This is a genomic window from Streptomyces sp. NPDC005863, assembly GCF_042871345.1.
Lineage (GTDB): Bacteria > Actinomycetota > Actinomycetes > Streptomycetales > Streptomycetaceae > Streptomyces.
The window spans coordinates 486,689-499,429 of sequence record NZ_JBIAII010000001.1 but is presented as its reverse complement, the minus strand read 5'-3'; the positions used below and the strand labels follow the sequence as shown (position 1 = coordinate 499,429).

The following is a 12,741-nucleotide window of genomic DNA, read 5'->3' as shown; positions in this document are numbered from 1 at the left end:
GGTTGATGATCATGGGGGGACAAGATGACTGGACCGCTTTCACGAAGAATCGCAGGCGTCGGCGTGATGGCGGTCTTCGTCGGGACGGCGGTCAGCGCGTGCTCGTCGGCCGAGCAACTGCCGAACATGGTCGGGTCGCAACTCCAAGTGGCACAAGACCGCGCGCAGAGCGCCGGTTTCCACAACCTGAGTTCCGAGGATGCGACGGGGCGGGGGCGCGCCCAGGTATGGGATCGGAACTGGCGCGTCTGCGCGCAGGACCCGAAGCCCGGCGAGGCGGACCCGGACACTCTGGTCGTCTTCTCGGCGGTCAAGGAGGGCGAGAAGTGCCCCGCGTCCACGAAGGGTTACCTGGCGATGCCGGGTGACGAGATGCCCGGTTACGTCGGGCGCAACCTCATGGACGCGATGGACCAGATGGCAGCCCTCACTGGTGACGTGACGGCGGTGGACGTCACTGGAGAGGGGCGCAGTACGGACGACGAGAACGATTGGCGGGTCTGCCGGACCACTCCCGCAGCTCACGAGATCGTCGAGGACAGCGTGACCTTCGAGGTCGTGCCCAACGACGAGAAATGCCCCACGTCCTGAGCCGGCACGCTCGGCGGTTGGCTTTGCGAGGGAGGACTCGAACCTGTGGCGTGAGGTCGTCGAGAGACTGAGCGGCTGAACGAGACAGTGCAGCGGATACGGTCCGGACGCCACCGTGGGGCGGCGCATTCAGTGGGATCTGGTTGCCGTGTATCCGGCCTGTCGCCCTGCGCCTCGAACAGCGCGCCTCGTCACTCTGTCGCGCTGAGGCAGGCTGGTGGAAACCCTGACATGCGGCCGCTTCGGGCTGCATCTGCCTGCACAAACGCGAAGACCCCGGCCTCAGCGTTTCCGCTGGTGACGGGGTCTTGGACACACCTTAACAGTGTGCCCCCGGCAGGATTCGAACCTGCGCACACGGCTCCGGAGGCCGTTGCTCTATCCCCTGAGCTACGGGGGCGTATCGACTCGCTTGCGCGGCGACGGGTAGAACCCTACCAGCTCTCCGGGGCTCATCATGAACAGGTATTTCTTCGGTTCCGGGGGACCCGGGGGCGGCCTGTGCGGAGGGGGGTCTTCCGGATGGTCCGGTGCCTGGCGGGGCGGCCTCGCACGGGGTGGAAGTGGGGAAAACCGGGACGCGGCGGTGGGCGCGGACCTAGTCTCGAGTTGTGCCAGGCGTGCCCGGCCGCGTGCTTGTTGTGGACGACAACAAGGTCATCCGGCAGCTGATCAGGGTCAACCTCGAGCTGGAGGGCTTCGAGGTCGTGACCGCGGCCGATGGTGTCGAGTGCCTGGACGTCGTGGATGAAGTGCAGCCCGACGTGGTCACCCTCGACGTCGTGATGCCCCGGCTCGACGGACTGCGTACCGCGGCGCGGCTGCGCTCCGATCCGCGGACCCGGCACCTGCCCATCGTCGTCATCAGTGCCTGCACGCAGTACGAGGTCGAGAGCGGCCTCGAAGTCGGCGTCGACGCGTTTCTGGCCAAGCCCTTCGAGCCGAACGAACTCGTCGGCATCGTACGGCAGTTGCTGATTCCGGACAGGGCGGAGGAGTCTGACGCCGCCGGCCACGGGGGTCAGGAACAGCCGGAGCACCAGGCGCACCACCCGCACCCCCCTCACGGACGTGACCGCCGCGGCGGTGGCTGCGCCGGCGAGACCGAGCGCGCCGCTCAGCCCGGAGGCTGACGGGGTCCACCAGGACGGCCAACGGCCACCAGGACGGCCAACGGCCACCGAGACGGCCCACCGGGGTGACAGAGCGCCCCCGCCCTCCGGTAACCCGTAACCGCCCCCGCGCCCCGCGCCCGGGTCCCGTCCACATCCCGGACCATCCGCCAAACCGACTCGCCTTCCCACCCCCCTCCTCCCATACGCTGGTGCCGTGACCCCCGTCGAGCTCTCCCGCACCGTGCTGCACGCCCTGCGTGCCGCCGTCGATGCCGGGGAGCTTCGCGGTGTGGCCGTGCCGGACGGGCGCGCCGTGCGGGTCGAGCGGCCCCGGCCCGGCGGGTGCGGGGACTACGCCACCAACCTCGCCCTGCAGATCGCCCGCGCCGCCGAGCGTTCGCCGCGGCAGGTGGCCGAGGTCCTCTCGCCCCGGCTCGCCGCCGAGCCCGGCATCGCCGGGGTCGACATCACCGGGCCCGGGTTCCTCAACATCACCCTCGCGGGCTCACGCGCCGCCGCGGCCGCGGAGCTCGTACGCCGCGTACGCGAGGACGGGCACTGTTACGGGCACGTCCACCCCGACACCGGAGAGCTCGCCCAGCTGCACGCGCCCCGCGAGCTCCGCGCCGTCGTCCTCGCCGACAGCGTCCGCCGCATCCTGCGCTCCCAGGGCGTCCTCGTCCGCGTCACCTGTGACGCCGAGCCGCCGGCCGCCTGGGCCGATCGGCTCGGCGTGCGCGTGGACGCGTGCGGACGGCCCCCCGAGCCGATGCCCACCCTGCGCCCCGTCCCCGCCCCGGCGGCCGCCACCCTGCGCCTCGGCCGGGACGCCGCCCGGTGGGCCCTGCTCCACCCCGCCCCCCACGACCACCCCCGCGTCACCCCCGAGCAGGGCGGCGACGGGCACCTCGTGCAGCGGGAGAGCAACCCCCTCTTCCGCGTGCGGTACGCCCACGCCCGCGCCCGTGCCCTCAGTCGCAACGCCGACAGCCTCGGCTTCGACGCCGCACCCGGCGAGGTCGACGCGCCGGAGCTGCTCGACGCCGTCGAGGCCCATCCGGCCGTCCTCGCCGCCGCGGCCCGCCACCGCGCCCCGGACCGCCTCGCCCGCCACCTCGTCCGCACCGCCGACGCCCTGCTCGAGCTCCAGGGCTCCGTCCTGCCCCGCGGCGACGAGAAACCCTCGGCCGCCCACCGCGCCCGGCTCGCGCTCGCCGAAGCCGCCGGGACGGTGCTCGCCGGTGGCCTGTCCCTGCTCGGCATCAGCGCACCCGAAAACCTGTGACGCATACCTGTGACGCATACCTGTGAATGACCACCTTCCTGTGCATACCGGGACATCTGTGAGCGAGACGCAGCGCACGCCGCACGGCGCGACACGCGCGCCCATGGGGGAGCATGTGACGCGTGCGGTCCGCGCGCTCCACGTGACGGATGCCTCAGACATTGCACCCGCACAGGCATACGCACAGGCCCACGCACAGGCACACGCACACGTGAGCACGTGAGAGAGACGACACCGCCATGAGCCGTTCCGCGCACCCCGCAGGCCCCCGCCACGCCGACGTACTGCCCGAGGGGCACTACTCCGCGCCGCCCGCCGACCTCAACGCCCTGGACCCCAAGGTCTGGTCCCGCACCGTCACCCGTACCCCCGAAGGGGTCGTCGCCATGGGCGGCATCGAAGTGACCCGGCTCGCCGAGGAGTTCGGCACCCCGGCCTACTTCGTCGACGAGGCCGACTTCCGCGCCCGCTGCCGGGCCTGGCGCGACGCGTTCGGCAGCGAGGCCGACGTCTTCTACGCCGGCAAGGCGTTCCTGTCCCGGGCCGTCGTGCGGTGGCTGCACGAGGAGGGGCTGAACCTCGACGTGTGCAGCGGCGGGGAGCTCGCCACCGCGCTCGACGCCGGGATGCCCGCCGAGCGCATCGCCTTCCACGGCAACAACAAGACGGTGGAGGAGATCGAGCGCGCCGTCACCGTCGGCGTCGGGCGCATCGTCCTCGACTCCTTCCAGGAGATCGTGCGCGTCGCGCACATCGCCGAGCGGCACGGCAAGCGCCAGCGCGTGCAGATCCGGGTGACCGTCGGCGTCGAGGCGCACACCCACGAGTTCATCGCCACCGCGCACGAGGACCAGAAGTTCGGCATCGCCCTCGCCGACGGCCAGGCCGCCGAGGCCGTGCGGCGGGCGCTCAAGCTGGACGGGCTCGAACTGATCGGGATCCACTCGCACATCGGGTCGCAGATCTTCGACATGGCCGGGTTCGAGGTCTCCGCGCGGCGCGTCGTGCAGCTGCTCGCCGAGGTGCGCGACGAGCACGGCGTCGAGCTGCCCGAGATCGACCTCGGCGGCGGCCTCGGCATCGCCTACACCTCCGACGACGACCCGCGCGAGCCGCACGAGATCGCCAAGTCGCTGGGCGAGATCGTCACGCGCGAGTGCGACGCCGCGAACCTCCGCACCCCGCGCATCTCCGTGGAGCCCGGCCGCGCCATCGTCGGGCCGACCGCCTTCACGCTCTACGAGGTCGGCACCATCAAGCCCCTCGAAGGGCTGCGCACGTACGTCTCCGTGGACGGCGGCATGTCGGACAACATCCGCACCGCGCTGTACGACGCCGAGTACACCGTCGCCCTCGTCTCCCGCTCCTCCGACGCGGAGCCCGTCCTGGTGCGCGTCGTGGGCAAGCACTGCGAGAGTGGGGACATCGTCGTACGGGACGCCTTCCTGCCGGCCGACCTCGCGCCCGGCGACCTGATCGCCGTGCCCGCGACCGGCGCGTACTGCCGCTCGATGGCGAGCAACTACAACCACGCGCTCCGCCCGCCCGTCGTCGCCGTCGACGGCGGAGCGGCGCGGGTGATCGTCCGGCGCGAGACGGAGGAGGACCTCCTGCGTCTCGACGTCGGATAATCAATCGCATAATGAAATAGTCGTCTCACGCTCCGGACAGTGGACGGAAAGTCCGTTCCGGTGCGTGAGACTGGTCCCACCGTAGATGTAAAAGAAGTGAGGTCGGATGATGCGTACGCGTCCGCTGAAGGTGGCGCTGCTGGGCTGTGGGGTTGTCGGCTCAGAGGTGGCGCGCATCATGACGACGCACGCCGACGACCTCACGGCCAGGATCGGCGCCCCGGTGGAGCTCGCCGGGGTCGCCGTCCGCCGCCCCTCCAAGGTGCGCGAGGGAATCGACCCCTCCCTCATCACCACCGACGCGACCGCACTGGTCAAACGCGGGGACATCGACGTCATCGTCGAGGTGATCGGCGGCATCGAGCCGGCCAGGACCCTCATCACCACGGCCTTCGAGCACGGCGCGTCCGTCGTCTCCGCGAACAAGGCGCTCATCGCGCAGGACGGCGCCGCGCTGCACGAGGCGGCCGCCGAGCACGGCCGCGACCTCTACTACGAGGCCGCCGTCGCCGGCGCCATCCCGCTGATCCGGCCGCTGCGCGAGTCCCTCGCCGGCGACAAGGTCAACCGCGTCCTCGGCATCGTCAACGGCACCACGAACTTCATCCTCGATGCCATGGACACCACCGGTGCCGGCTATCAGGAGGCCCTGGACGAGGCCACCGCGCTCGGGTACGCGGAGGCCGACCCGACCGCCGACGTCGAGGGCTTCGACGCGGCCGCCAAGGCCGCCATCCTCGCCGGCATCGCCTTCCACACGCGCGTGCGCCTCGACGACGTGTACCGCGAGGGGATGACCGAGGTCACCGCCGCCGACTTCGCGTCCGCGAAGCGCATGGGCTGCACCATCAAGCTCCTCGCCATCTGCGAGCGCGCCGCCGACGGCGACTCCGTCACCGCGCGCGTGCACCCCGCGATGATCCCGCTCAGCCATCCGCTGGCGTCCGTGCGCGAGGCCTACAACGCCGTCTTCGTCGAGGCCGAGGCCGCCGGACAGCTGATGTTCTACGGGCCCGGCGCCGGTGGCGCGCCCACCGCGTCCGCCGTCCTCGGCGACCTCGTCGCCGTCTGCCGCAACAAGCTCGCCGAGGCCACCGGGCCCGGCGACTCCGCGTACACCCGGCTGCCCGTGAGCTCCATGGGCGAGGTCGTCACGCGGTACCACATCAGCCTCGACGTGGCCGACAAGCCGGGCGTGCTCGCCCAGGTGGCGACGGTCTTCGCCGAGCACGGCGTGTCGATCGACACGGTCCGCCAGACGGGCAAGGACGGCGAGGCCTCCCTCGTCGTCGTCACCCACCGCGCGCCCGACGCCGCCCTCACCGGCACCGTCGACGCGTTGCGCACTATGGACACCGTGCGCGGTGTCGCCAGCATCATGCGGGTTGAAGGGGAGTAAGCAGCAATGACCCACCAGTGGCGCGGAATCATCGAGGAGTACCGGGACCGTCTTCCGGTCTCCGACACCACGCCGGTCGTGACGCTCCGCGAGGGCGGTACGCCGCTCGTGCCCGCACAGGTGCTCTCCGAGCGCACCGGCTGCGAGGTCCACCTCAAGGTCGAGGGAGCCAACCCCACGGGGTCCTTCAAGGACCGCGGCATGACCATGGCGATCACCAAGGCCAAGGAGGAGGGCGCGAAGGCCGTCATCTGCGCCTCCACCGGCAACACGTCGGCCTCCGCCGCCGCCTACGCCGTACGGGCGGGAATGGTCTGTGCGGTCCTCGTGCCGCAGGGCAAGATCGCGCTCGGCAAGATGGGCCAGGCGCTCGTCTACGGCTCGAAGATCCTCCAGGTCGACGGCAACTTCGACGACTGCCTCAACCTCGCGAGGGCCCTGTCCGAGAACTACCCGGTGGCGCTGGTCAATTCGGTCAACCCGTTCCGCATCGAGGGCCAGAAGACCGCCTCGTTCGAGATCGTCGACGCCCTCGGCGACGCACCGGACCTGCACGTCCTCCCGGTCGGCAACGCCGGCAACATCACCGCCTACTGGAAGGGCTACAAGGAGTACGCGGCCGACGCGGTGTCGACCCGTACCCCCCGGATGTGGGGCTTCCAGGCCTCCGGCTCCGCGCCCATCGTGCGCGGTGAGGTCGTCAAGGACCCGTCCACGATCGCCACCGCGATTCGCATCGGCAACCCCGCGTCCTGGCAGCACGCGCTCGCCGCGCGCGACGAGTCCGGCGGCCTCATCGACGAGGTGACGGACCGTGAGATCCTGCGCGCCTACAAGCTGTTGGCGTCCCAGGAGGGTGTCTTCGTCGAGCCCGCGTCGGCCGCGTCCGTCGCCGGTCTGCTGAAGGCCGCCGAGCAGGGCAAGGTCGACAAGGGCCAGAAGATCGTCTGCACGGTCACCGGCAACGGCCTGAAGGACCCCGACTGGGCCGTCGCGGGCGCCCCGCAGCCGGTCACCGTCCCGGTCGACTCGGCCGCCGCCGCCGAGCGCCTCGGCCTGGCGTAACGCCCGAGGGCGTCGCGGGCCACGGCCCGCACCCGCGGGCAGAACCCGCAACTCCGTACAGGGGGTGGCACAGGGGGCTTACGACACGCATCGTGCGCCTCCTGTGCGCCCTATGTCGCCACAGAACCTTCCTTCGATAGGCTGTACCGAACCCACCCCGCGCATATGCCGGGTGCCGCCGTCGTCCGCGGCCTTCGGGTGTTCCGTACATGTGGCACGTACTGAAAAATACGGAGCCTCAAAAACACGCAGCTCAAGGAGAGTCATCGAGCGATGGCCGGTCCCGCGTTCCGCGCCGCCGCCGTCCGGGTGCGCACCCCCGCCACCAGCGCCAACCTCGGTCCGGGCTTCGACAGCCTGGGTCTGTCGCTGGGTCTCTACGACGACGTCGTCGTCCGGGTGGCCGACTCCGGCCTGAACATCGACATCGCCGGGGAGGGCAGCGACAACCTCCCGCGCGACGAGTCGCATCTGCTCGTACGATCCCTGCGCACCGCCTTCGACCTGCTCGGCGGACAGCCGCGCGGCCTGGAGATCGTCTGCGCCAACCGCATCCCGCACGGCCGCGGTCTCGGCTCGTCGTCCGCCGCCATCTGCGCCGGCATCGTCGCCGCGCGCGCCGTGACGATAGGCGGCGAGGCCCGTCTCGACGACGCGGCGCTGCTCGAACTCGCCACCGAGATCGAGGGCCATCCCGACAACGTCGCCGCCTGTCTGCTCGGCGGCTTCACGCTCTCCTGGATGGACGGCGGAACGGCCAGGGCGATCCGGATGGACCCGGCCGCCTCCGTCGTTCCGGTGGTCTTCGTACCGGGAAAGCCGGTGCTCACCGAGACGGCCCGCGGGCTGCTCCCGCGCACCGTGCCGCACGTCGACGCCGCCGCCAACGCGGGCCGTGCGGCCCTGCTCGTGGAGGCCCTGACCCGCCGCCCCGAGCTGCTGCTCCCTGCCACCGAGGACCGGCTGCACCAGGAGTACCGCGCCCCGGCCATGCCGGAGAGCGTCGCCCTGGTGGACCGGCTGCGCGCCGACGGCGTGCCCGCGGTGATCTCCGGCGCGGGCCCCACGGTCCTCGCGCTGGCCGAAGACAGTGCGGCCGACAAGGTCGCACGCCTGGCGGGAGAGGGCTGGGCGGCCAATCGCCTGGCGCTCGACGCCAAGGGAACGAGCGTGCTTCCGCTCGCGCCCTGACGCAGTGAAGACAGGGATTTCGGGGTGTCCCGATCCCGAGAGGGGGAATGTTTGTTGGATCCGGTAGTGTTAATCTCAAGTCTGCACCCGACCTCACCATGGCGAGGTGCTTTGTGTCCCCGTCCGGGACAACCATTCTTCCGGGAGCCTCCAAACTGCTTCGTGCCCTGCACTGAGCGGTCCTGAGCACGCTCCGGAACCGGCGTGACCGAGCCGCGTGACACCGCACTTCAGTGGCACCGCACCGGGAATCGCCATCACCAATGAATTCTTCCGCCGCGTTGGCGGACCACCGCCCCGGCACGGTCCACGGAAAAGCCAGGACCGCCGCCGGACAGCACAACCGGTCGCCGAGCCAGACAGGCCGACGTCCGCTCCAGGGAAGGACCCTTCGTGAGCGACACCACCGATCTGATGGGCGTGACTGCCGACACGCCCGCCACGGACGCCTCCGCGGCGCCTGCCACCGGTGCTTCGGCCGGGTCCCGGCGGCGCCGCGGCACCGGCCTCGAGGGCATGGTGCTGGCGGAACTGCAGCAGGTCGCATCGGGCCTTGGGATCAAGGGCACCGGGCGCATGCGCAAGAGCCAGCTGATCGAGGTCATCAAGGAGGCGCAGGCAGGGGGCGGAGCCCCGGCGAAGAGCGCCCCGGCCTCCGGTGACACCGCCGAGAGCAAGCCCAAGCGCCGTGCCACCTCCAAGGCTCGTACGGGCGAGGAGTCCGCGGAGCCCGCCGGCAAGGCGAGCGCCGAGGACAAGGCCGAGGGCAAGGCCGACAAGGCCGCCCAGCAGCAGATCGACATCCCCGGCCAGCCCGCGGGCGCGCGCGGGAGCGACGAGCGCGGGGAAGGCGACCAGCCGGCCGGCGAGCGCCGCAGGCGCCGCGCCACCGCCGACGCGGGCAGCCCGGAGACGGCCGCTGAGGCGAAGTCCGAGCCGAAGGCCGACGCCAAGGGCGACGCGGCCGAGTCCAAGGGCGACAAGGGCGGCGACGGCTCCGGCGACAACAACGCCGACGGCCGCCGCGAGCGCCGCGACCGGCAGGGCCGCGGCCGCGACCGTGACCGCCGCGGCAACAAGGGCGACGACCAGCAGGGCGGCGGACGCCAGGACCAGCAGGGCGGCGGGCGCCAGGACCGGCAGGACCGTCAGGACCGTCAGCAGCAGGGTGGCGGCGGCCGTCAGGACCGCCAGGACCGCCAGCGCGACAACGGCCCGCAGGATGACGACGACTTCGAGGGCGGCCGCCGCGGCCGTCGGGGCCGCTACCGCGACCGCCGGGGCCGTCGTGGCCGCGACGAGCAGGGCTTCGGCAACGAGCCGCAGGTCTCCGAGGACGACGTCCTGATCCCCGTCGCGGGCATCCTGGACATCCTCGACAACTACGCGTTCATCCGTACGTCGGGCTACCTCCCCGGCCCCAACGACGTGTACGTCTCCCTCGCCCAGGTCCGCAAGAACGGCCTGCGCAAGGGTGACCACGTCACCGGTGCGGTGCGCCAGCCCAAGGACGGCGAGCGCCGCGAGAAGTTCAACGCGCTGGTCCGCCTGGACTCGCAGAACGGCATGGCGCCCGAATCCGGGCGCGGGCGGCCGGAGTTCAGCAAGCTGACGCCCCTTTACCCGCAGGACCGGCTCCGCCTGGAGACCGACCCGGGCGTGCTCACCACCCGCATCATCGACCTCGTCGCACCCATCGGCAAGGGTCAGCGCGGTCTGATCGTGGCCCCGCCGAAGACCGGCAAGACCATGATCATGCAGGCGATCGCCAACGCGATCACGGTGAACAACCCCGAGTGCCACCTGATGGTCGTCCTGGTCGACGAGCGTCCGGAAGAGGTCACCGACATGCAGCGGTCGGTGAAGGGCGAGGTCATCTCCTCGACCTTCGACCGTCCCGCCGAGGACCACACCACGGTCGCCGAGCTCGCCATCGAGCGTGCCAAGCGGCTGGTGGAGCTGGGCCACGACGTCGTCGTGCTGCTCGACTCGATCACGCGCCTCGGCCGTGCGTACAACCTCGCCGCCCCGGCCTCCGGCCGCATCCTGTCCGGTGGTGTCGACTCCACGGCGCTGTACCCGCCGAAGCGCTTCTTCGGTGCCGCGCGCAACATCGAGGACGGCGGTTCGCTGACCATCCTCGCGACCGCGCTGGTGGACACCGGTTCGCGCATGGACGAGGTCATCTTCGAGGAGTTCAAGGGCACCGGCAACGCCGAGCTCAAGCTCGACCGCAAGCTCGCCGACAAGCGCATCTTCCCGGCGGTGGACGTGGACGCGTCCGGCACCCGCAAGGAAGAGATCCTGCTCGGCAGCGACGAGCTCGCCGTCACCTGGAAGCTGCGCCGCGTGCTGCACGCGCTCGACCAGCAGCAGGCGATCGAGCTGCTGCTCGACAAGATGAAGCAGACGAAGTCGAACGGCGAGTTCCTGCTGCAGATCCAGAAGACGACCCCGACGCCGGGCAACGGCAACGACTAGTCGTCCGCATAGCTCGCACCGGGCCGCCCCGTCACAGCCGTGACGGGGCGGCCCTTTTGGTGCACGCGGGTCCAAAGGAGAGACCGAGAGACGTTGGCCACACGCATAAGAGATTCTCACGGTCACGGGCAGTAGCCCGGTGGCGGAAAAAGCCGCAGGTGAGGCCTGAAATCGAGGGGCAGGGGAACACGGTCCGTCACTGGTGGTGCCCGGGGCGCGCACAGTCCGCTGTGCAACCCTTCAAGCGGTTTCGCCGTCTGACAAGTGACGAGACACCGCTACCTGGCCCTGAAAGCAGGGGGTAACCGACCGACGAGGACTGAGGAGCGCATGACCGACGAGAGCACGCCCGCGGGTACGGACGACGCGAAGCCCAGGCGCTCCCGCGGCGGCGGTGGCGGCCGGCGCCGCAAGCCCCGCCGGCGCAACAAGGTCCTCGTCGTCACGGCCTGGACCGCGGCCTCGGTGGTCGTCCTCGGGGGAGTGGGCGCGGGGTTCCTGTACTTCAAGCTCAACGGCAACATCAACGGCGTCGACATCAACTCCGCGCTCGGCACCGACCGCCCCGCGGACGTCGACAACGGCTCGCAGGACATCCTCGTCCTCGGCTCCGACTCGCGCTCCGGCGACAACGCCAAGTACGGCAAGGACGAGGGCGCGGCGCGCTCGGACACGGCGATGATCGTGCACGTCTACAAGGGCCACAAGAAGGCCAGCATCGTCTCCATACCCCGCGACACCCTCATATCCCGGCCCTCGTGCAAGACCGACGAGGACAGGACCGACCCGGGCGGTCAGCGGCAGATGTTCAACACGGCGTACGAGGTCGGCGGCCCCGCCTGCGCCGTCAAGACCGTCGAGAAGATGTCCGGCATCAGGATGGACCACTACCTCGAGGTCGACTTCACGGGCTTCAAGAAGCTCATCGACACCCTGGGTGGCGTCGACATCACCACGAAGAAGGCCATCCACGACAAGGACAGCCACCTCGACCTGGAAGCCGGCAAGCACTCGCTCACCGGCGAGCAGGCCCTCGGCCTGGTCCGCACCCGGCACGGCGTCGGCGACGGCAGCGACCTCGGCCGCATCCAGCTCCAGCAGGCGTTCATCAAGGCCCTCCTCGACCAGGTCAAGGACGTCGGCGTCTTCAGCAGCCCGAAGAAGATGTACGACCTCGCGGACGACGCGACCAGCGCCATCACCACCGACTCCGACCTCAACGACGTCAAGTCCCTCGCGGGCTTCGCGAACGGGCTCAAGGGCATCGGCGCGGGGGACATGAAGATGGTCACGCTGCCCATCCAGTACGACCCGAACGACCCCAACCGCGTGCTGCCCCTGGAGAAGGCCGACCAGGAGGTCTGGGACGCCCTCAGGGCCGACAAGCCCATCCCCAAGTCCGCCACCGACCAGTCCGCGGGCGACAAGGGCGACGCGGGCGACGTGGTCGCCGGCGGCTGAGCGGCGGCTGCCGAGCGGCGGCGCGGGGCCCGGTGCGCGCCCCGTGCGGGCCCCCGGGGAATAGATCGGCACCTACCCCGGTTTTGGGAGATACGGCCGGTCCTGGCAGACTGGTACGTCGGCCCCGGTTCACGTACGAGCAATCCGCGCGTACGACCCGGCGCCCTCCCGAAACTAGGAGACACCTTGAAGCGCGACATCCACCCCGAGTACTTCGAGACCCAGGTCAGCTGCACCTGCGGCGCGGAGTTCACCACCCGCAGCACGATCCCGAGCGGCACCGTCCGTGCCGAGGTCTGCTCCGAGTGCCACCCGTTCTACACGGGCAAGCAGAAGATCCTCGACACCGGTGGCCGCGTGGCCCGCTTCGAGGCCCGCTTCGGCAAGGCTGCGGCTGCCAAGAAGTAGCGAGCCACTGCGCCGGTCGTCGGCCGCCCTCGGGAGGGGGCGGCCGGGACCGGCGCTTTTGCCGTCCCGCAGCCGATTCGCGTAGAACCACCGCGTAGAAAACCAGGAGCCCCC

At 70.8% G+C, this 12,741-nt stretch carries 10 protein-coding genes and 1 tRNA gene; 10 read left to right on the top strand and 1 reads right to left on the bottom strand.

Features of this window, described 5'->3' with window-relative positions; translation table 11 throughout:
* The first annotated feature begins 24 nt into the window (after positions 1 to 24).
* On the top strand, positions 25 to 591 hold the full coding sequence (locus ACFYO9_RS02145) for a hypothetical protein (RefSeq protein ID WP_358711711.1): 567 nt from the start codon (positions 25 to 27) through the stop codon (positions 589 to 591).
* 328 nt (positions 592 to 919) lie between these two features.
* Here ACFYO9_RS02145 and ACFYO9_RS02140 read toward each other — a convergent pair.
* Positions 920 to 991 (bottom strand) — tRNA-Arg (locus tag ACFYO9_RS02140).
* A gap of 211 nt (positions 992 to 1,202) precedes the next feature.
* Between ACFYO9_RS02140 and ACFYO9_RS02135 the strand changes: the two genes are divergently transcribed.
* The 9 genes from ACFYO9_RS02135 (at position 1,203) to rpmE (ending at position 12,627) form a co-directional block, all read left to right on the top strand.
* Positions 1,203 to 1,724, top strand: a complete 522-nt coding sequence (locus ACFYO9_RS02135) for a response regulator (RefSeq protein ID WP_388665914.1) — start codon at positions 1,203 to 1,205, stop codon at positions 1,722 to 1,724.
* Positions 1,725 to 1,920: 196 nt separating this feature from the next.
* On the top strand, positions 1,921 to 2,991 hold the full coding sequence (nrtL, locus tag ACFYO9_RS02130; RefSeq protein ID WP_358776827.1) for an ArgS-related anticodon-binding protein NrtL: 1,071 nt from the start codon (positions 1,921 to 1,923) through the stop codon (positions 2,989 to 2,991).
* Positions 2,992 to 3,230: 239 nt separating this feature from the next.
* Positions 3,231 to 4,622, top strand: coding sequence for a diaminopimelate decarboxylase (gene lysA / locus ACFYO9_RS02125; protein WP_355802811.1), 1,392 nt, complete (start codon positions 3,231 to 3,233; stop codon positions 4,620 to 4,622).
* 106 nt (positions 4,623 to 4,728) lie between these two features.
* A complete protein-coding gene (locus ACFYO9_RS02120) occupies positions 4,729 to 6,021 on the top strand; it encodes a homoserine dehydrogenase (RefSeq protein WP_358776826.1) in 1,293 nt (430 codons plus the stop codon).
* Positions 6,022 to 6,027: 6 nt separating this feature from the next.
* Complete coding sequence (gene thrC, locus ACFYO9_RS02115; RefSeq protein ID WP_355802807.1) at positions 6,028 to 7,086, top strand: threonine synthase; 1,059 nt, start codon at positions 6,028 to 6,030, stop codon at positions 7,084 to 7,086.
* A 273-nt stretch (positions 7,087 to 7,359) separates the two neighbouring features.
* Positions 7,360 to 8,277, top strand: a complete 918-nt coding sequence (thrB, locus tag ACFYO9_RS02110) for a homoserine kinase (RefSeq protein WP_355802805.1) — start codon at positions 7,360 to 7,362, stop codon at positions 8,275 to 8,277.
* Positions 8,278 to 8,670: 393 nt separating this feature from the next.
* Positions 8,671 to 10,758 (top strand): transcription termination factor Rho, encoded by a 2,088-nt coding sequence (rho, locus tag ACFYO9_RS02105; protein ID WP_358776825.1) that lies wholly within the window; start codon positions 8,671 to 8,673, stop codon positions 10,756 to 10,758.
* A gap of 330 nt (positions 10,759 to 11,088) precedes the next feature.
* Positions 11,089 to 12,219: an LCP family protein gene (locus tag ACFYO9_RS02100; RefSeq protein ID WP_355802803.1), complete on the top strand. Its 1,131-nt coding sequence runs from the start codon at positions 11,089 to 11,091 to the stop codon at positions 12,217 to 12,219.
* A gap of 186 nt (positions 12,220 to 12,405) precedes the next feature.
* On the top strand, positions 12,406 to 12,627 hold the full coding sequence (rpmE, locus tag ACFYO9_RS02095; protein ID WP_355802802.1) for a 50S ribosomal protein L31: 222 nt from the start codon (positions 12,406 to 12,408) through the stop codon (positions 12,625 to 12,627).
* Positions 12,628 to 12,741 lie beyond the last annotated feature (114 nt).

What these genes read in the sequence shown, in the direction of transcription:
- ACFYO9_RS02145 (WP_358711711.1), top strand. Translation starts at nt 25, where the DNA reads ATGACTGGACCGCTTTCACGAAGAATCGCAGGCGTCGGCGTGATGGCG.
- lysA (WP_355802811.1), top strand. Translation starts at nt 3,231, where the DNA reads ATGAGCCGTTCCGCGCACCCCGCAGGCCCCCGCCACGCCGACGTACTG.
- ACFYO9_RS02120 (WP_358776826.1), top strand. Translation starts at nt 4,729, where the DNA reads ATGATGCGTACGCGTCCGCTGAAGGTGGCGCTGCTGGGCTGTGGGGTT.
- thrC (WP_355802807.1), top strand. Translation starts at nt 6,028, where the DNA reads ATGACCCACCAGTGGCGCGGAATCATCGAGGAGTACCGGGACCGTCTT.
- thrB (WP_355802805.1), top strand. Translation starts at nt 7,360, where the DNA reads ATGGCCGGTCCCGCGTTCCGCGCCGCCGCCGTCCGGGTGCGCACCCCC.
- ACFYO9_RS02100 (WP_355802803.1), top strand. Translation starts at nt 11,089, where the DNA reads ATGACCGACGAGAGCACGCCCGCGGGTACGGACGACGCGAAGCCCAGG.